General features: G+C 34.8%; 16 protein-coding genes. 14 read left to right on the forward strand and 2 right to left on the reverse strand.

Annotated elements, in window-relative coordinates:
* Positions 1 to 75 precede the first annotated feature (75 nt).
* Positions 76 to 495, reverse strand: coding sequence for an HYC_CC_PP family protein (locus RBU60_RS08405; protein WP_308864387.1), 420 nt, complete (start codon positions 493 to 495; stop codon positions 76 to 78).
* Positions 496 to 729: 234 nt separating this feature from the next.
* Between RBU60_RS08405 and rpsO the strand changes: the two genes are divergently transcribed.
* The 11 genes from rpsO to RBU60_RS08460 all read left to right on the forward strand — a co-directional run bounded on the left by rpsO (position 730) and on the right by RBU60_RS08460 (position 15,638).
* On the forward strand, positions 730 to 999 hold the full coding sequence (gene rpsO / locus RBU60_RS08410; RefSeq protein ID WP_308864389.1) for a 30S ribosomal protein S15: 270 nt from the start codon (positions 730 to 732) through the stop codon (positions 997 to 999).
* Positions 1,000 to 1,262: 263 nt separating this feature from the next.
* Entirely contained in the window at positions 1,263 to 3,431 is a 2,169-nt protein-coding gene (locus RBU60_RS08415) for a polyribonucleotide nucleotidyltransferase (protein WP_308864391.1), read from the forward strand.
* 309 nt (positions 3,432 to 3,740) lie between these two features.
* Positions 3,741 to 4,550, forward strand: a complete 810-nt coding sequence (gene proC / locus RBU60_RS08420) for a pyrroline-5-carboxylate reductase (RefSeq protein ID WP_308864392.1) — start codon at positions 3,741 to 3,743, stop codon at positions 4,548 to 4,550.
* Between the two features lie 16 nt (positions 4,551 to 4,566).
* On the forward strand, positions 4,567 to 5,346 hold the full coding sequence (gene proB, locus RBU60_RS08425; protein ID WP_308864394.1) for a glutamate 5-kinase: 780 nt from the start codon (positions 4,567 to 4,569) through the stop codon (positions 5,344 to 5,346).
* Positions 5,347 to 5,389: 43 nt separating this feature from the next.
* Entirely contained in the window at positions 5,390 to 6,589 is a 1,200-nt protein-coding gene (locus tag RBU60_RS08430) for a glutamate-5-semialdehyde dehydrogenase (protein WP_308864395.1), read from the forward strand.
* A 148-nt stretch (positions 6,590 to 6,737) separates the two neighbouring features.
* Complete coding sequence (locus tag RBU60_RS08435) at positions 6,738 to 7,448, forward strand: hypothetical protein (RefSeq protein WP_308864396.1); 711 nt, start codon at positions 6,738 to 6,740, stop codon at positions 7,446 to 7,448.
* Positions 7,449 to 7,575: 127 nt separating this feature from the next.
* A complete protein-coding gene (locus tag RBU60_RS08440; protein ID WP_308864397.1) occupies positions 7,576 to 10,254 on the forward strand; it encodes a TonB-dependent receptor in 2,679 nt (892 codons plus the stop codon).
* Positions 10,255 to 10,276: 22 nt separating this feature from the next.
* Complete coding sequence (locus RBU60_RS08445; protein WP_308864398.1) at positions 10,277 to 11,986, forward strand: hypothetical protein; 1,710 nt, start codon at positions 10,277 to 10,279, stop codon at positions 11,984 to 11,986.
* A 152-nt stretch (positions 11,987 to 12,138) separates the two neighbouring features.
* Entirely contained in the window at positions 12,139 to 13,341 is a 1,203-nt protein-coding gene (locus tag RBU60_RS08450) for a DUF4249 domain-containing protein (RefSeq protein ID WP_308864399.1), read from the forward strand.
* 14 nt (positions 13,342 to 13,355) lie between these two features.
* On the forward strand, positions 13,356 to 14,600 hold the full coding sequence (locus tag RBU60_RS08455) for a DUF4249 domain-containing protein (RefSeq protein WP_308864400.1): 1,245 nt from the start codon (positions 13,356 to 13,358) through the stop codon (positions 14,598 to 14,600).
* A gap of 174 nt (positions 14,601 to 14,774) precedes the next feature.
* A complete protein-coding gene (locus tag RBU60_RS08460) occupies positions 14,775 to 15,638 on the forward strand; it encodes a sigma-70 family RNA polymerase sigma factor (RefSeq protein ID WP_308864401.1) in 864 nt (287 codons plus the stop codon).
* A 95-nt stretch (positions 15,639 to 15,733) separates the two neighbouring features.
* Here the strand turns inward: RBU60_RS08460 and RBU60_RS08465 are convergent, their stop codons facing one another.
* Positions 15,734 to 16,738, reverse strand: coding sequence for a lipoate--protein ligase (locus RBU60_RS08465; RefSeq protein ID WP_308864403.1), 1,005 nt, complete (start codon positions 16,736 to 16,738; stop codon positions 15,734 to 15,736).
* 227 nt (positions 16,739 to 16,965) lie between these two features.
* Here RBU60_RS08465 and rpe point away from each other — a divergent pair, with 227 nt between their 5' ends.
* The 3 genes from rpe to RBU60_RS08480 all read left to right on the forward strand — a co-directional run bounded on the left by rpe (position 16,966) and on the right by RBU60_RS08480 (position 19,451).
* Positions 16,966 to 17,631, forward strand: a complete 666-nt coding sequence (rpe, locus tag RBU60_RS08470; RefSeq protein WP_308864405.1) for a ribulose-phosphate 3-epimerase — start codon at positions 16,966 to 16,968, stop codon at positions 17,629 to 17,631.
* A gap of 86 nt (positions 17,632 to 17,717) precedes the next feature.
* Positions 17,718 to 18,680 (forward strand): YpdA family putative bacillithiol disulfide reductase, encoded by a 963-nt coding sequence (locus tag RBU60_RS08475; RefSeq protein WP_308864406.1) that lies wholly within the window; start codon positions 17,718 to 17,720, stop codon positions 18,678 to 18,680.
* A gap of 33 nt (positions 18,681 to 18,713) precedes the next feature.
* A complete protein-coding gene (locus tag RBU60_RS08480) occupies positions 18,714 to 19,451 on the forward strand; it encodes an NYN domain-containing protein (RefSeq protein WP_308864407.1) in 738 nt (245 codons plus the stop codon).
* Positions 19,452 to 19,483: the final 32 nt, after the last annotated feature.

Here is a 19,483-nt window from a genome sequence, read left to right on the forward strand (position 1 = left end):
TCCGCGGAAATTAATCCGTGTGCAATTTATAACATACTATTGTAAGAGCGGATGCAAAGGAAACCTCTTAGAGTTCTAAATTAAAAAAACTTGCTGCTGAAGCTGGATATCCGTCAGCATTTTGGGAGAAGAATAATATTGGTGTGGAATACAATTTTTAGGTAGATATTCTAATAAATCTGAATAGGGATTTTCCTGTATTATCCAAAAAATCTGTTGAGGATAGATAAGCTTCTCAAAATTCTTCAGAATTAATTGATCCTGACCTTTAAAAAATTTAGACGTATCCTTACAGCAAGAAGGAGACTTTATTTCTGATTTCTCCAAAGGTGTAGAAATTACCAATTCACAACACGAATTTACTTCCGTAAAGATAGTAGTATCTATAAGAGCGTCACCGCAAAAATGCTTCTTCACCGTAAAGGAAGTGGTAGAAAGCAGAATAAGCACTGCTACTACAGAAGATAAAATTCTATGTAAAATATTAATTTTCACGATGCAAAAGTAATCTTTTTTTAAGAATATGTAAAACCATATTTTTTTTTAGATAATGCGTTGTAAAACTAAAGCTGGCTTCAATCACAGCACTTTTAATTAGTAATTGATTAGAATCAACAAGTTAAGCACTAAAAATACTTGTTTTAAAATAGGATATTTATTTTTTAGCCTTATATTTGCCGCTTGATAGAAAAACTATCTGTACATAATAATCATTGAAATAATATTGGAATGTATTTAACAAAGGAAGAAAAGCAAGATTTATTTGCAAAACACGGTAAAGGAAAAAACGATACCGGTTCAACAGAGGGACAAATTGCACTATTTACTAAAAGAATAGCGTATATTTCTGATCACTTAAAGACAAATAAAAAAGATTACAACTCTGAGCGTTCATTAGTAATGCTGGTAGGTAAAAGAAGAAGTTTACTAGATTATTTAATGAAGAAAGATATTGTAAGATATCGTGAAATCGTTAAAGAATTAGGATTAAGAAAATAATTTTCAAGGGGCTTTATGCCCCTTTTTTTATATTGAACTCGTATAAACTTTTTTCATTGACTAAAAAATTGCTCTTTTACGCTACAAAGCGAAAAGTATAGATGAGTTTACTGTTTTTTCCTGGTAAAACAGGTTTTTCTAGAGAAAAAGAAAAAACTACATTATTAGTTTTTCATTGGTCATATCATTGCACTACACACCACACACAACCCAGACCGTCATGGTAAGGCGGAGACCAATTGTTAACTTAGAATAAAAAAATTATGATTCCACAAGTTTTTAAAGAGGTCATCGATTTAGGAGATGGAAGAGAAATCTCAATCGAGACCGGAAAATTAGCTAAACAAGCACACGGTTCTGTGGTTGTTCAATCAGGAAAATGTATGTTGCTTTGTACCGTAGTTTCTAACTACGAACAAAAAGACTTACCATTCTTACCCTTAACGGTAGATTACCGTGAAAAATTTGCAGCAGCAGGACGTTATCCAGGAGGTTTCTTTAAAAGAGAAGCACGACCAAGTGATGGGGAAGTTTTGACCATGCGTTTAGTGGATCGTGTACTACGACCATTATTTCCAAAAGATTATACTGCTGAAACGCAAGTAATGATTCAGTTAATGTCTCACGATGATGATGTGATGCCAGAAGCAATGGCAGGTTTGGCCGCTTCCGCAGCAATTCAATTATCAGATTTACCATTTGAATGTGCTATTTCTGAAGCAAGAGTAGGACGTGTAAATGGAGAATTCATCATTAACCCTACTAGAGCTCAGTTAGCAGAGTCTGACATCGATATGATGATTGGCGCTTCTGCAGATTCTGTGATGATGGTAGAAGGTGAAATGGAAGAGATTTCTGAAGAAGAAATGATTGAAGCCATTAAGTTTGCACACGAAGCTATCAAACTTCAAATTGAAGCACAACATCGTCTAGCTGATGCTTTTGGTAGAAAAGAAGTACGTGAGTATGAAGGTGCTGTTGAAAATGAAGATTTAGCGAAAAAAGTGCACGATATGGCATACGATAAAGTATATGCCGTTGCAAAAGCAGGTTCTTCTAAACAAGAACGTACAATTGCATTCGCTACTATTAAAGAGGAAGTAAAAGCATCGTTCTCTGAAGAAGAATTAGAAGAATACGGTGGTTTAGTTTCAGATTATTATCGCAAAGCAGAAAAAGCTGCAGTTAGAGACCTTACGGTTAACGAAGGTTTACGCCTTGACGGTCGTAAGACTAATGAAGTACGTGACATCTGGTGTGAAATAGATTATTTACCCTCTGTACACGGATCTGCTATTTTTACACGTGGAGAAACACAAGCATTAGCTACGGTAACTTTAGGAACTTCTAGAGACGCAAATAAAATAGACATGCCATCTTACGAAGGGGAAGAAAATTTTTACCTTCATTATAACTTCCCTCCTTTTTGTACGGGTGAAGCAAGACCTATTCGTGGAACCTCTCGTAGAGAAGTAGGTCACGGTAATCTTGCGCAACGTGGTCTTAAAGGAATGGTGCCAGACGATTGCCCTTACACTGTTCGTGTAGTTTCTGAAGTATTAGAATCTAACGGTTCTTCTTCTATGGCAACGGTTTGTGCCGCGACTATGGCGATGATGGATGCAGGTATCAAAATGATAAAGCCAGTTTCTGGTATTGCCATGGGATTAATTTCTGATGCAGATTCAGGAAAATATGCTGTCCTATCAGATATTTTAGGGGACGAAGATCACTTGGGAGATATGGACTTTAAAGTAACCGGAACAGCAGACGGGATTACCGCTTGCCAGATGGATATAAAAGTAAAAGGATTGCGCTATGAGGTTCTTGTAACCGCATTAAAGCAAGCAAGAGACGGAAGACTTCATATTCTTGAAAAGCTAACCGATACGATTGCTGCTCCTCGTGAAGATGTGAAGCCACATTCTCCAAAAATGGTTACTCGAAGAGTTCCGAACGAATTTATTGGAGCGATGATTGGACCTGGAGGAAAAGTGATTCAAGAACTTCAAAAAGAAACAGGAACAACAATCGTAATCAACGAAGACCCTGTGACTGAAGAAGGAATTATTGAGATTTTAGGAACAGATCAAGAAGGAATTGATAAAGTTCTTGCTAAAATTGACTCGGTCACCTTTAAACCAGTAAAAGGAAGTGTTTACGAAGTAAAAGTAATTAAAGTTTTAGATTTTGGAGTGGTAGTAGAATACATAGATGCTCCAGGAAATGAAGTTTTATTACACATTTCTGAATTGGCTTGGGAACGCACAACGAACGTAACCGATGTATTAAACATGGGAGACGTATTGGATGTGAAGTATTTTGGAGTAGATCCAAAAACTAGAAAAGAAAAAGTTTCTAGAAAAGCGCTTTTACCAAGACCACCAAGAGAAGACAAAAAAGATTCTCCTAGTCCGAAGAAAGAAGATTAAGAAGTCAAATCACTATGATATAAAATAGCCTTAGAAAACTCTAAGGCTATTTTTTTTATTCTTTTTTAAGGTTTTGTTAACTGACATGCTTTCACTTTTAAGACGTCTTGGCAGTACTTAGCAAGGTTAAGAAATTTTCAGCAATAAAGATATATCAGTATATAGTATTAAAATAATGCAAAATTGAAGGCTGTTAGCCATAATTATTAGTATTTTGATAAAAACTAGATATTTTAAGAAATAATCAGGTCTTCTGTATGCATGTTGCAGCTTATATGGCAGACAAATAATTAACTATAAATCAATCACATGAAATTATTAGTAATAGGAGCAGGAAATATGGGATTAACCTATTCAGAAGGAATGGCAAAATCTCCTTTATTAAGTGGCAAAAAGCTTAAAATCTATGATACTGATCCTAACAAAATTGCAAGCTTAAGAGAAACTGGCACTTTTGATGTTTACGAAAATTTAGAAGACTGTCTTCCAAAAGCTGACATGGTCTTCATCGCAGTAAAACCTTACCACGCCGATTCACTTTTCGAAGAGATGAAACCGATGATCAATGATGGTCAAATTTTCGTTTCTCTAATGGCTGGAGTAACTATAGGAAGTATTCAAGACAGTTTGGGAGTTAAAAAAGTAGTGAGAACTATGCCTAACTTACCTGCGCAAGTAGGGAAAGGAGTTACTTCTTATACTGAATCTGAAGAAGTGTCTCGTATAGAGCTTCTTATGATTAGAAATTTATTAGATACTACAGGAGCTTCCATTCACGTAGAAACCGAAAACTTTATTGATGCTTCTACAGGAATTTCTGGAAGTGGTCCCGCTTATGTATTTTACTTTATGCAATCCATGTTAGAAGCTGCTAAGAAAATGGGCTTCTCAGACTACGATTCCAAAGTATTGGTAAGCAACACCTTTGAAGGAGCTGTAGAATTATTTAATCAATCAGACATTTCTCCACAATCTTGGATGGATCGCGTAGCTTCAAAAGGAGGAACTACAAGAGCCGCCTTAGATTCTATGGCAGATAATAATGTAAACGAATTAATTAAAGATGCTGCCTACGCTGCTTTTGATAGAGCAGTAGAATTAGGGGAAGCAGATAAATAAATACAAACAAGAAGTTATGAGTAAGAAAAGAGTTGTAGTAAAAGTTGGAACCAATGTAATGACCAACAAGGACAACCGAATTCTAGGACCTATATTAAAAGAACTCGTAAGACAGATTTCTGTACTTTATGAGGAAGATATTATGGTAGTTTTAGTCTCATCTGGATCTGCTATTGCAGGAAAAGAGGTGTTGGGAGAATGTGATATTAAAGATCCTTCTTCTAGAAGACAAGTCTATTCTGCAGTAGGACAACCAAGAATGATGAGACATTACTATAGTATTTTCCATGATTACGGAATGCGTTGCGCTCAAGTTTTAGCGACCAAAAGAGATTTTGATCCGGGAGCCTATAGAGAAAATATGATCAATTGTTACGAAGGTTTATTGTCTCAAGGTGTAATTCCTATCGCCAATGAAGATGATGCGGTTTCTTTAACCATGTCTATGTTTTCTGATAATGACGAACTAGCTAGCTTGGTAGCTCAACTTGTGAATGCCGATAAACTGATTATCTTAAGCGATACAGACGGACTTTACACAGGTCATCCTGATGACGATGACTCGGAAAAATTAGAACAAGTTAAAACCGATGATAACGTAGAGAAGTACGTGCAAGCTTCAGAAAAAGGCGAAGGTGAAGGTCGAGGCGGAATGGAGAGCAAATTAAAAATTGCAAAATATACTGCATCCAAAGGCATTCCTACCTATATCGCCAACGGGAAACGTCCTAACGTGATTGTAGATATTGTTGATGGAAAAGATGTTGGAACAGAGTTTATCAATTCTGAAGAATAAATAGATGCAGAAGGAAAGAAATTTATAATTAAAAAAATAAAGAATGGAACTTTTAAATTCAGATAAAAAAAATAAAGTATTACAGTCGATGATTAACATTATCGATGCCAAAAGAAGTGAAATCATTGCCGAAAACAAAAAAGATCTAGACGCTTTTAAAAGAGACGATCAAGCACTTTACGATAGATTAGTCGTAAATGAAGCTAAGGTGGATGACATGATTCAGGCGATAAAAGAAGTAAAAGCTCAAGAGGATCCTGTAGGGAAAACTATTTCTGATCGTACGCTTGAAAGCGGATTAAATATTCAGAACAAAACGGCTCCTTTCGGTACCATTATGATTATTTACGAATCTAGACCAGATGTCACGATTGAAGCTGCCGTACTAGCCTTTAAAGCCAATAATAAAATTTTATTAAAAGGTGGAAAAGAAGCTTACCACAGTAATGTAGTATTAGAAAAATGCTGGCACGAAGCATTGGCCGAAAATGATTTAGATAAAACTTGGATTCGCTTAATGCATATCAACAGAGAAGAAACGCAAGAATTCTTAAGAAACCCTACAGAGCCCTTAGATCTTATTGTTCCTCGTGGAGGAGAAAGATTGATTCAATTTGTAAAAGAACACGCCAAATGTGCGGTGTTGATTAGTGGTAGAGGAAACAACTTTTTATATGTTTCTAAAACTGCTGATTGGGCAAAATCTATTAGCGTAATTCTTAATGCTAAAACCGAAAAGATTTCGGGTTGTAACGCCTTAGATAAAGTACTTATCGACAAAAATATTCCTAATTACGAAGCTAAAGTAAAAGAATTAGCTTCGGTATTGGAAAATGCTAACGTGGAGATTATTGTTGATAAAGACATCAAGTCTGTTTTAAGCGATAAAGAAGAAGTTGCAGGCAAAGAGGTTTGGCATGAAGAGTTTTTAGCTTTAAAAATTCTTTTAGCTGAAGTGGACGGATTAGATCAAGTGATTGAAATGATCAACGAATATTCTGGCGGACACTCCGCTTCTATTATGACTAGCAATAAGGCAGAAGCAGAAAAATTTATGGAGCAAGTAGATAGCGCTGCGGTTTACCATAATGCTTCTACCCGTTTCACCGATGGAGGACAAATGGGAGTTGGTGCAGAACTTGCGATTAGTACAGACAAGCTTCACCATAGAGGACCATTGGGACTTAAGCAACTGGTGACCAACAAATATTATGTATTTGGTGATGGCCACGTAAGAGTATAAGCACATAGAGTAATTATCTTCAAATAAACTGCCATAAAAAGCAGAATTAATATTATTTTAAAAAGCAGCCCGTATTTTTATACGGGCTGCTTCTATTTTAAGAAATAATTAGTACATTTAGCTTTATATTTATTAAACCCTCCAATTAATGAAAAAATATTTTTTCCTGAATTTTTTAATTTTTTTTTTCTTTTCTAATTTCTCGTTGATTGCTCAGAACAATACAATTCTTCTAAAGGATTTTGATCGGGTTTATGGAAAAAACAACCTTGAAATTAACAATGGAACCTTACACTCCAATACTTTTAGGACTATTAATGACAAGATTCGATACTACTCCAAAAATTTTCTTTCTGGAACCTTATATTATGAAGGAGATGTATACTATGAAGTTCCTTTAAAATTTGATGAGTTTGAAGAACAACTCATTCTAAAACTTCAAAAATCCAACACTAATTTTGGGCTTAATTTAATTACCCAAAAAGTGGATTCTTTTGCCTTTGGTGACACCAAATTCATTAACCTGAGTAAAGTTAACCATAATTATGCTCAAAGCAATAATTTGAGTTTTGTAGAAAAGAAATCTTATTCTAAACACCTACATTTATACATAAACCATTCAAAAAATAAAAAGGATAAAATTGAAGGCTCTTCTGTTTATTATGAATTTGCAGAAATGAAAAGCTTTTTTGTTTCCCAAAATGAAATAATATACAAAGTAAGCTCTCGTAGCGATTTTTATTCCATATTCCCTTCAAAGAAAAAAGCTATAAAAAAGTTTTATAAAAATTACAAAACACTGCGGAAAGACAATGAGCTTAAATTCATAGATGAATTATTGAAACATCTTTCTGTTTAACTAAACTTAAATTTTATTCCTATAAATGAGATATTTCTTACTACAAATAACTTTACTCTGCGCGATAAATTTTTCGTTTGCGCAACAAAGCCAAGAAAAACTAAGTGTTAGCTTTAATAATGTTTCAGTGAAACAAGCTATTATACAGTTAGAGAGTAAAACCGAAACCCCTTTCTTTTACAAAGAAGAATGGTTAGAAAAACCTAAAAAAAAAGTTCAGAAAACATTTAACAACGAGCTTCTATCTACCATTTTGGAAGAGCTTCTACAAGAAACGAATATTAATTTTTTGGCACACAACCAATCTATTATTTTTTCTAAAAACAATTATATTTATAAAGATTTACCCAACAATTACTTCGGAAAAGATTCTATTTCAATCCCCAATGAATTCGTTAACAAACCCGTTTTCTATCAAGAGTTTTACAATCCAAAAAATGATATAGACAGCGCGCGAACCCAGAAAAGACCATTGGCATTTATTGGGAAGGAAAATAAAGAAAAGACAGATGAGTTATATAAAATTAGTGGCGTTGTAAGAGCTGCAGAGACGGGAAGTCCTATTCCCTTTATAGGCGTAAGCACCACAGACAATAGCAAAAGTGTATCTACTGATGCTAATGGCTTTTATACCATGAAGCTTCCTGTAGGCGAGAGCGAACTTCAAGTCTCCTCTTTAGAATATCAGCGACAAACCAGAAAAATAATAGTTTACAGCGATGGCTCACTAAATTTTAATATGCTCCGCGACGTAAATTTATTAGGTGAGGTGGTGATTTCGGGTGAAAAAAAACGTAATATCAGAGCCGCCGTGACTGGAGTTTCTTCTATCAATATGGAAGATGTAAAAACGGTACCGATGGTTTTGGGAGAGCGGGATGTAATTAAGATTGTGACTACTCTTCCAGGAATAACAAATGTGGGAGAAGGCGCGCAAGGATTTAATGTTCGCGGTGGTAAAACAGATCAAAATTTAGTTTTGTTAGATGAAGGTGTCATATACAACCCTTTTCATTTCTTCGGATTTTTCTCTGCTGTAAATCCGTATTTAGTAGATAAAGCAGACTTATACAAAGGGAGTATTCCTGCAGAATACGGAGGTAGACTTTCTTCTGTTTTTGACATTAAAACAAAGAAACCTAATTTAAAAAAATTTTCTGGAGAAGGAGGTATAGGTCCCGTAACGGGTAATTTAACTGCTAGCATCCCTATCATTAAAGAAAAAGCTGGAATTAGTATTGGAGGAAGAGCTACTTATGCCGATTGGATCTTAAACACTCTAGACGATGAAAACTTAAAAAATAGTGAAGCTTCCTTTTACGATGGCTTTTTTAAATATTATCATAAATTAGACAAGAACAACACCCTAGAAGCCAATGCTTATTACAGTAGAGATAAATTTAGTGTTAGTTCAGATTCGCTTTACAAATACAATAATCTAATGCTTAACCTCAAATGGCAACACACTTTTAATAGTGACCACAGAGCAAGCTTATTGGTAAATAATAGCAATTATGGATTTGACATCATTTATGAATCCCGCGGCACCAATGATTTTGATTTTGGTTATAATATTAATGAAACCGAAGTGAAGGCTAAATTTGATTACAACTATAGCCCAAAACATAACATTACTTATGGTTTGTCTAGTAAGCTATATAATATTAATCCCGGTGAGATAAGCCCCAAAGGAAAAATCTCTAATATCATTCCCTTAAGTTTACAAGAAGAAAAAGGTTTAGAATCTGCTTTATTTATTGGAGATGCTTTTAAAGTAAGTGATAAACTATTACTTAATCTAGGGTTACGTTATTCTTTTTATGCAGCTTTAGGACCTGCCCTAGCAAATGTTTATGACCCTAACCTCCCTATTAGTGATGCCACCCAAATAGGTACAGAAACCTACGAAAAAAATGAAATAATAGAAACTGATGGCAACTTAGAATATAGGCTCTCTGCTCGTTATTTTTTATGGGATCACTTTTCTGTTAAAGCTGGTTTTGATACCAATACGCAATACATTCACTTATTATCTACCAATACGACACAATCGCCAACAGATACTTGGAAATTATCAAATTCGAATATTAAACCTCAAGAATCTAAACAGTTTTCTCTTGGTTTCTTTAAAAACTTCAGTAATGATATGTACGAAGTAAGTATAGAAGGCTATTACAAGACTATGAATAATATGTTAGATTATAAAACTGGCGCAGAAGTCTTACTCAACGAAAAATTAGAAACCCAACTTTTACAAGGAGAAGGGAAAGCTTACGGGGTAGAGTTTTTGATTAAAAAGACTTCAGGTAAATTTAATGGATGGTTAGGTTACTCTTACTCTCGCTCTAAATTAAAATTAGATAGTCCTTTTGAAGGATTAAAAGTAAATGACGGACGATATTTCCCTACCAATTATGATAAGCCACATGATTTTAGTTTAGTGTTAAATTATAAATTGACCAAACGATTTAGCTTTTCGGCAAATGTTGTCTATCAAACGGGGAGACCAATCACTTACCCTGTAGGTAAATATGGATATGGTAATGCCGAATTTACCTTATATAGTGATAGAAATGCTTTTAGAATTCCAGATTATTACCGTTTAGATTTAGGAGTTAATATTGAAGCCAATCATAGAAAAGGCAAATTACTACATGGTTTTTGGAACATCTCAGTTTACAATGTTTTAGGCCGAAACAATCCCTACAATATCTATTTTGTTACTGAAAATGGTAGAGTAAAAGGTTATAAAAGTTCTATTTTTTCTATTCCAATTCCAACTATCAGTTATAATTTTAAGTTTTAAGCAATTAATGATTTTAAGTCTTATGAAAATTCTTTTTCAAAAAATAGTATTCCTTGTAATTTTTAGCTGTTTTGCGCTAACCATAAAAGGACAAGATCTTAAATCGAAGATCGATCAGGTAAACGAAAAAGTGTATATCTCTACCAATAACCAAACTGTATTGACAGGAGAGAGTTTGCGCTATACTTTTTTTAATTTAACCGAAAATTTTGAACGTTACAGTTCTATAAGTAAAATTGGTTATATAGAATTAGTAAGTCCAAGTGGAGAACTGCTCAAAAAACAAGTCATAAATTTAGAAAATGGTTTAGGAAGCGGAAGCATCTATATTCCTACAAATACTTTAACGGGTAATTATAAATTATTGGGCTATACGAGATGGATGCTTAATCGACCTATTTCTTATTCTTTTCAAGCCAATATTTATATTATTAATCCATTTCAAACTCCAAAACAGGCATTAATAAGCAAAGAAAAAGACTCTCTAAACCCCATTAAAGTCCAATCAAAACCAGTTTCTTCACAGTTCCTCTTTGCTAAGTTATCTAAAGAAACCTACACAAAGCGCGAGAAAATTCAAATAGATTTAAGCGCTTTAGAAGAGGCAAATCTAAGTGTTTCCGTAAAGAAATTGGACAATTTGGATATCACTAATAATATGAATCCAATTCATTTTACCGAGCAAAATTTTCCAAAAACCACTAACAATTCTACCACAATACTTCCAGAGCTAAGAGGTCAAATTATTGCAGGTCGAATTAGTGGGGATCTTGTTTCAAACAAATTTGTTGCTTTATCCATTCCGGGAGGAAAAAATTCACAAACCAAAATAGTAAGTACAAATAATAAAGGTGAATTCCTTTTTAATTTAGCTCCATTTCCTGCATCTAAAAAAGCTTATATAGAAGTATTAGAAGAGAATAGAAATGTTTACCGTATAAGCTTAGATAGTGCCGAAATCAACTACAAAAAACTTGATTTTGAAAACACACCTTTACTCCATTCTTACATGAAGAGCGATATAGAGCAAAGATCTATCGCATTACAAATTCAAAACGCCTATTTTGATGATAAAAAAGATAGCATTCTTGCCAATCCTGACACCAAAATCTTTTATGAACCACTAAAAAAAGTATACAAATTAGACGATTATAAACGCTTTCCTACTATAGCAGAAACCATTATCGAAATTGCAAATGAAATTTATTTCACTCAGAAAAACGATACGTATAAAATTTATTTACGCGACCGGGAAAACTTTACCACTACTGAAGTTTACGGAAGTAGTTTAGTGCTTTTTAATGGAACCATAGTTCAAAACTTAAACCGTTTGTTTGAACTACCAGCTAAGAACATCGAGAGAATTGAGTTTGTAAATAAAGGTTATGTATTTGGTCCTAGAATATTTAATGGAGTGGTCAATTTTATAAATGAAGACTATGACTACGAATTAGAAACAGACAAAGATTACAGAGTTAAAGCTAATTTAAATAGACCTGACGCTATTAGATTACCAAATGAACCTAATTATCAAGAAGCAGTCAAATTAAATAAGATACCCGATTACCGCTATCAATTATATTGGAAACCTGCATTACAAATGGAAAAAGAGACTAAGAATCTTAGCTTTTTCACTTCTGATGTAAGTGGTGTTTTTGAAATTAAAATAGAAGGTTTCACCAAAAGTGGAAAACCTGTTTTAATTAGAAAGTATTTTGAAGTCACCAATTAAGCTCTAAAAAAACAATGCTTTTTTATATCTTTATAAAGTTGTAAAACCTGTGCAAGTATTTATTGAACGTTTAACACCGCCCGGGTTACTGCCGAATTTACACAAACTCAAAGCCTCCAAGAATTTTGTGAAGAGTAAATAAAATAAACAAAATGAAAAATATAAAATTTATACTCTTTTTATTAATCGGCTTTGGTACATTACTAAGCTGTACAGAGCCTTATGAGTTAAGTTCTGACTTTTTTGAAGAACAAATTGTCATTGAAGCGAGTATTACGAATCGCTTTGAAAATCAACGCATTAAAATATCTAAGACCTATCCTATAGATTCCACCATTTACCAACCCTCTACAGGAGACGTTAGCGTAAAAATAAAAAATGAACAAGGCTTAGAGTTTATTTTCTCTTATAATGAAGAAAAGGAAGCCTATTTCTCTGAGCAGCCATTCAAAGCTCAACCTGATACCGAGTACACCCTAGAAGTTGTATCCAATGAAGATATCTATACGGCAACTTCAATTTTAACCACAGAAACCGTTTTGGCTAGCTTGAATGCGCAAAAAACTACCAATCAAGATGGTGTAGAAGGTTTGGAGGTCGTAGCCAATAGTTATGATCCTTCAGGAACCTCTCAATATTACAGATTCATTTACGAAGAAACCTATAAGGTAACCGCACCTTATTGGTCCAATAAAAAAGCAACTGTTACAGAAATACCTCCTGAAGAGGTATGGTTAGATCCAACCTATGAAATTGGCTGGGAAATTGATGAAGATATCTATACCGAAAGATGCTACAAAACTAACTATTACCAACAACCAGTTTTAACCCAAACATTAAGTTTAAACGAAGATAGGTTAACTAATTTTCCAGTAAAATTTATACCTAAAACAAATTATAGCATCAACGAACGTTATAGCATTAAAGTTACGCAATACGTGGAAACCTTTGATGCTTATAATTTTTATAAAACACTAAATAATCTTTCTTCTTCCGGAGAAATTCTATCGCCTAATCAACCAGGATTCGTAAAAGGAAATATCAAAGCTAGTAGTGATCCTAATAAAAAGGTAATTGGTTTCTTTGATGTGGTTGCAACCTCATCTAAGCGAATTTATTTTAATCATCAAGATTTTTTTGAAGGAGAGCCACTACCTCCCTATTTTATAGATTGTGATATTATTGGATTATCTAAAGGTATTCCAAGCGAACGTTTTAGACTAATCAGCAATATTAACACAGACTATTTACATTTATTCCAACCGGATGGTGAAATTTACTGGATGGTAAAACCAAGATGTAGCGATTGTGCGATATATGCCAATCCCGAACCCCCAGAATTTTGGGAAGAGTAAATAAAATAAACAAAATGAAAAATATAAAATCTACAATCTTTTTCTTAATCGGCTTTGGCACATTACTAAGCTGTACCGAGCCCTATGAATTAAGTTCTGACTTTTTTGAAGAACAAATTGTTATTGAAGCGAGTATTAGCAATCGCTTAGAAAAACAGCGTATTAAAGTATCTAAAACCTACCCCATAGATAGCATCTCTTACCAACCCGCTAACACTGGCACTAGTGTAAAAGTAAAGAATGATCAAGGAGCTGAATATGCTTTCTCGTATAACGAAGAAGATAGTACCTTTATTTCTGAGCAGGCATTTAAAGGAGAACCTAATATAACCTATACACTAGAAGTAGCTACAGCTAATGATGTCTATACTGCCACTTCTAAATTTGAAAACTCAGGAGAACTAGATAGTATTAGCGTCAATAAAGCGTTTAATGAAGATGGAGTTGAAGGTCTTCAAATTGCCGTAAATTCTAACGATGTGACTAACACAAATAAATATTACCGCTTTAAGTATGAATCTACCTATAAAGTTACCGCACCCTATTATTCACCTTATAAAGCAGTAATTGTAGGATTAGAACCAGAATATCCTTGGATGGAACCCATAGAAATTGTGATGCAAGAATATGATGAAGATATCTATCACGAAGTTTGCTATAAGTCTGAAGCTTCTAAAAAAGCTATTTTAACGACTACTGAGGATTTTTCTGAATCTAGTTTGGTGGACTATCCTATTAAGTTCATTTCAAAAGCAGATTATAGTCTAAACGAACGTTATAGCATAAAAATCACACAATATATACAAAGCTTAGAAGCTTATAATTTTTACAAAGCCCTAAATGGCTTATCTTCTGAAGGTAACATTTTATCCCCCAATCAACCTGGGTTTGTAAACGGAAACATACGATCGGTTAACATTTCAAATAAGAAAGTAATTGGTTTCTTTGAAGTAGTTCCTACTTCTTCTAAAAGAGTATATTTTAATCACCAAGACTTTTTTCCTGGGGAACCAATCCCTGAGTATTTTAGAGAATGTGAAGTGAGGGTTTTCGACAAAACCGATCCTTTGCCTCCAGCTGGAACAGGACAAGGCTATAAATTACAACAATACGTAACCTCTAATTCTCTTTATTTATGGAAAACTGAGAGTTTTATTTCTCAGGAAATGGGCTTTAAAAACTTCTTTATGGTTAAACCAGAATGCGGTGATTGCGCGGTATTAGCAAATCCTGAACCTCCTGAGTTTTGGGAAGAGTAAATTTTAGCTTAAGGTTTATCTTAAAAAATTCCTGCTTTTCAAGCAGGAATTTTTTTGCTTTATATTCAACTAGAAATCAATACATTAATAAATACTTCCTTTTTTTTGTAACATTATTCCAAAAGCACTCGTATAAGAAAGTATAACCCATATTTTAATTTTCAGGAAGATTCTATGAGACAACTCAAAATCACCAAACAGGTTACCAATAGGGAAACCGCCTCTTTAGACAAATACTTACAAGAAATAGGTAAGGTAGATTTAATTACCGCAGAAGAGGAAGTAGAGTTAGCACAACGTATTAGAGCCGGAGACGACAAAGCTTTAGAGAAATTAACCAATGCCAACCTAAGGTTCGTGGTTTCTGTTTCTAAGCAATATCAAAACCAAGGCTTAACCCTACCCGATTTGATTAACGAAGGAAACTTGGGTCTTATTAAAGCGGCCAAAAGATTTGATGAAACTAGAGGTTTTAAATTTATCTCTTACGCCGTTTGGTGGATTCGTCAATCTATTTTACAAGCTTTAGCAGAGCAGTCTAGAATTGTGAGACTTCCGCTAAACAAAATTGGATCGATCAACAAGATCAACAAAACTTTCGCTTTTTTAGAGCAGTCCAACGAAAGACCTCCAAGTCCAGAAGAGATTGCCAAAGAGTTAGATATGACCATCAATGAAGTGAAAGAGTCTTTAAAAAACTCTGGCCGCCACATCTCGATGGATGCACCTTTAATTGAAGGAGAAAATTCTAACTTATACGATGTTTTACGCTCTGGAGAGTCGCCAAATCCAGATAGAGAGTTATTACACGATTCGCTTAAAATAGAGATTGAAAGAGCCTTAGAAACTGTAACTCCTAGAGAAGCAGATGTAGTGCGTCTTTATTTTGGTTTAGGAGATCAACAACCTATGACGCTAGAGGAAATAGGAGAAACCTTTGAACTTACTAGAGAACGCGTAAGACAAATTAAGGAGAAAGCAATTAGAAGGTTAAAGCATACCACGAGAAGCAAAATTTTAAAAACATACTTAGGCTAATATTTTAGTATATTTGCCTTGAACAAGCAGTATCATAACTGTTCGTTTTTTGATTGATGAATGAACCCCGGAGTGATGACCGGGGTTTTTATTTTTTACACCTCATCTTCTCCGTAAAGCAAATCAATAAATTCTTGTTGATCTACATTTCCAAAATAATCATGAATAACTATAGGCTCTAAAGCGGTAGTGATTTCAGCAAGGTCGTAACGTTTACCCGTAAGCACTTCTTCTATGTTTTCTACGGGTTCTTTTCCAAAAAAGTCTCCGTAAATCTTAATGCTCTTAATGGTTCCTTTTTCCACAAAAATCCGAATATCTATTTCTCCTACCGCAAAACGCTTGGTTCTATGAATATTAAATTTTGGAGATTTCCCATAGTTCCAATCCCATTGATCATACTTTTCGGCTTTTAACTTCTTTACGCCATCCCATTCGTCTTCCGTAAGATGATAGGTTTTAAAGTTTTCCTGCTCCCGATACACCTCTTCAATAATTTTTTTTCTGAAAGATTGAATGTCCATAGGCTCTGGCAGAAACTCGGTGATATTGGCCACCCTACTGCGAACCGACTTATGCCCTTTCGACTGAATTTTACTCATCTTTACATTCAGTGTTTTCTGCACCTCACTTAAATCACAATCAAAAAGCAAGGTTCCGTGGCTAAACATTCGTTTTACACTAGAAAACTGAGCGTTCCCAGATATTTTCTTATCCCCCACTAAGATATCATTCCGCCCTTTTAGCTCTGCCTTTACGCCCATTCCATTCAACGCTTTGACCACAGGACTGGTGAAATTTCTAAAATTATTGAGTTTGGTATTATCATAATCGGTGATAAAACTAAAGTTTAAATTTCCTAAATCGTGATACACCGCTCCCCCACCAGAAATTCTTCTCACGATATGAACTCCGTTTTCTTCGGTATAGGATTGGTTGATTTCCTCTAAGGTATTTTGATTTCTTCCAATAATAATGGAAGGCTCATTAATATAAAAAAGTAAGTAATCTTCCCCACGATCAAAATTCCTTAGAATGTATTCTTCCAAAGCCAAGTTAAGATGCGGATCGTTAATGCCTTCATTTTCAATAAAAATCATAATATAAAAGTATTTAGATTTCCGTTTCCACGGAATAACAATTTTAATAAAAACCTCAACCTCTACCCAATAGATGCGACGAGTAAAGCATCAAAAGTTTCTCTTCGAGTAAAATAGTGAAAAGCGCACTTTAAAAAAAGAAAAAACTAGTTTTTAGGTTTTCGTTAAATTGAAATCAAGACTCAGTTTAAATCTTTATTTTTGCAATTCAACACAACAAGACTTTTATGAAAAATGATAAATTAATTGCGCCTTCTATTCTTGCGGCAGATTTTGCTAATCTTCAACGAGATATTGAAATGATTAACTCTAGTGACGCCGATTGGTTTCATATTGATATTATGGATGGTGTTTTTGTTCCCAACATTAGTTTTGGGATGCCCGTGTTAAAAGCCATTACCAAGCACACCAAAAAAACCATAGATGTACATTTAATGATCGTAGATCCAGATCGTTTTATCGACACTTTTGCGGCTTTGGGCGCCAATATTTTGAGCGTACATTATGAAGCTTGTACACATTTGCATAGAACCTTGCAAGCCATTAAAGGCGCTGGGATGAAAGCCGGAGTAGCCATCAATCCGCATACCAATGTTGCACTTTTAGAAGATGTAATTCAAGACATAGATTTGGTGTGTATGATGAGCGTTAATCCTGGGTTTGGAGGACAGAGTTTTATAGAAAATACGTATAAAAAGATAGCGCAATTAAAAGAAATCATCCTCAACAACAATGCTTCTACGCTCATTGAAATTGATGGTGGTGTAACCGATCAAAATGCAGAGAAATTAGTGAAAGCAGGAGCCGATGTATTGGTTGCGGGAAGTTTTGTATTTAAATCTGACGACCCAAAAACCACCATCAAGCAACTAAAAGAAATCACTAACAAATAACTGAAGATTAATTTTTTGGAAGCCTAATATTTCCTTATCGGAATTTTTTTCGTTTCCTAATAAAACCAATTTAAACGCAATCTGTTTTGAATAAAACTTTAGATGTGATCATTATTGGCGCGGGTCCCATTGGGATTGCTTGCGGCTTAGAAGCTAAAAAGAGAAATCTTAATTACCTCATCATAGAGAAAGGCCCTTTGGTAAATTCCTTGTACCACTACCCTACCAATATGACGTTTTTTTCTACGTCAGAAAAATTGGAGATAGACAATATTCCGTTCATCAGCAATAATCCTAAACCTACCAAAAGAGAGGCTTTAGAATATTACCGACGCATTGCTACTTCTAATGAGCTCCAGGTTCAGCTTTTTGAAAAAGTAGAAAAGGTAAGTCGGAAGGAAGAAAAATACGAAGTAAAATCATCCAAAGCTACCTACACTACCAAAAATATTATTGTTGCCACGGGTTTTTATGACATTCCCAATCCCCTAAATATTCCTGGGGAAGGTTTACCCAAAGTGACTCATTATTATAACGATCCTCATTATTATGCAGGACAAGATGTGGCCGTGATAGGCGCGAGTAATTCATCTGTAGATGCAGCTTTAGAGGTCTACCGCAAAGGCGGAAATGTGACTATGATTGTTCGCGGAAAGTCTATTGGTGAGCGCGTAAAGTATTGGGTAAGACCAGACATTATCAATCGTATTGAAGAAGGTAGTATTACCGCTTATTATGAATCGGAGCTGAAAGAAATCCGTGGCAACGACATAAAAATAAGCAGTCCAAAAGGAGAGAAAGTGCTTCCTAACGATTTTGTCTTGGCCCTTACCGGATATCAACCCAACTTTGCCTTTTTAAAATCTATGGGGATTACGCTTGGTGAGACAGAGAAAAAAATCCCGACCTACAATCCGCAAACTATGGAAACCAACCAAAAAGGAATTTACTTGGCGGGCGTGATTTGCGGCGGACTGGAAACGCACAAATGGTTTATCGAGAATTCTAGGATCCACGCCAAAATCATTATGGAGAACATCAATAGTTAATCAATTTCAATTACCTTTAAAAAAAATAAATTTATGGATATCAATCTGGCTGTTTTAATTGATGGCGACAACATCACCTCTGCTTACGTTAAAGAAATGATGGAAGAGATTGCCAAATACGGCAATCCCACTATCAAGCGTATTTATGGGGATTGGACCCAACCTCACCTAAATAAATGGAAGAAAGTTCTTCTAGAAAATGCCATTAATCCCATTCAACAATATGGGTATACGCAAGGTAAAAATGCTACCGATTCTGCCATGATTATCGACGCTATGGATATTCTTTATGGAGATCGCGTAGACGGTTTCTGCTTGGTTTCTAGCGACAGTGATTTTACGCGATTGGCAACCAGACTGCGCGAAGCGGGAAAGCACGTGATTGGAATTGGAGAAAAGAAAACGCCAGAACCTTTTATCGTGGCTTGTGATAGATTCATTTATATTGAAATCTTAAAGAACAAGTCCAAACAAGCGAGCGCCTCCAAAGATTCGAAAGAAAAGAGTACCAAAAATGATGTGGATAAAATCACTCCTAAAGTCATCGAGCTTATCGCTTCCACGATTGCTGATGTAACCGATGAAGACGGATGGGCATTTTTGGGCGATGTAGGAAGTTTATTGCAAAAAAAACAACCTAATTTTGATAGTCGTAACTACGGTTTTCACAAGTTAACGCCGATGATTAATTCTATCGACCAATTTGAAATTGAATCTCGAGACAATCAGAAAGGTAGGCTTAAATTGATTTATGTAAGAAATAAAGAGTAGCATTTGGGTGCTCCCCACCTTTCATGTGGGTC

The organism is Mesonia profundi, assembly GCF_031085155.1.
Classification (GTDB): domain Bacteria; phylum Bacteroidota; class Bacteroidia; order Flavobacteriales; family Flavobacteriaceae; genus Mesonia; species Mesonia profundi.

Bases quoted from the DNA above. Each gene is read 5' to 3' on its own strand.
- RBU60_RS08455 (WP_308864400.1), top strand. From the start codon at position 13,356: ATGAAAAATATAAAATCTACAATCTTTTTCTTAATCGGCTTTGGCACA.
- RBU60_RS08450 (WP_308864399.1), top strand. From the start codon at position 12,139: ATGAAAAATATAAAATTTATACTCTTTTTATTAATCGGCTTTGGTACA.
- RBU60_RS08460 (WP_308864401.1), top strand. From the start codon at position 14,775: ATGAGACAACTCAAAATCACCAAACAGGTTACCAATAGGGAAACCGCC.
- proB (WP_308864394.1), top strand. From the start codon at position 4,567: ATGAGTAAGAAAAGAGTTGTAGTAAAAGTTGGAACCAATGTAATGACC.
- RBU60_RS08480 (WP_308864407.1), top strand. From the start codon at position 18,714: ATGGATATCAATCTGGCTGTTTTAATTGATGGCGACAACATCACCTCT.
- RBU60_RS08435 (WP_308864396.1), top strand. From the start codon at position 6,738: ATGAAAAAATATTTTTTCCTGAATTTTTTAATTTTTTTTTTCTTTTCT.
- RBU60_RS08465 (WP_308864403.1), bottom strand. From the start codon at position 16,738: ATGATTTTTATTGAAAATGAAGGCATTAACGATCCGCATCTTAACTTG.
- proC (WP_308864392.1), top strand. From the start codon at position 3,741: ATGAAATTATTAGTAATAGGAGCAGGAAATATGGGATTAACCTATTCA.
- rpsO (WP_308864389.1), top strand. From the start codon at position 730: ATGTATTTAACAAAGGAAGAAAAGCAAGATTTATTTGCAAAACACGGT.
- RBU60_RS08430 (WP_308864395.1), top strand. From the start codon at position 5,390: ATGGAACTTTTAAATTCAGATAAAAAAAATAAAGTATTACAGTCGATG.
- RBU60_RS08445 (WP_308864398.1), top strand. From the start codon at position 10,277: ATGAAAATTCTTTTTCAAAAAATAGTATTCCTTGTAATTTTTAGCTGT.
- RBU60_RS08415 (WP_308864391.1), top strand. From the start codon at position 1,263: ATGATTCCACAAGTTTTTAAAGAGGTCATCGATTTAGGAGATGGAAGA.
- rpe (WP_308864405.1), top strand. From the start codon at position 16,966: ATGAAAAATGATAAATTAATTGCGCCTTCTATTCTTGCGGCAGATTTT.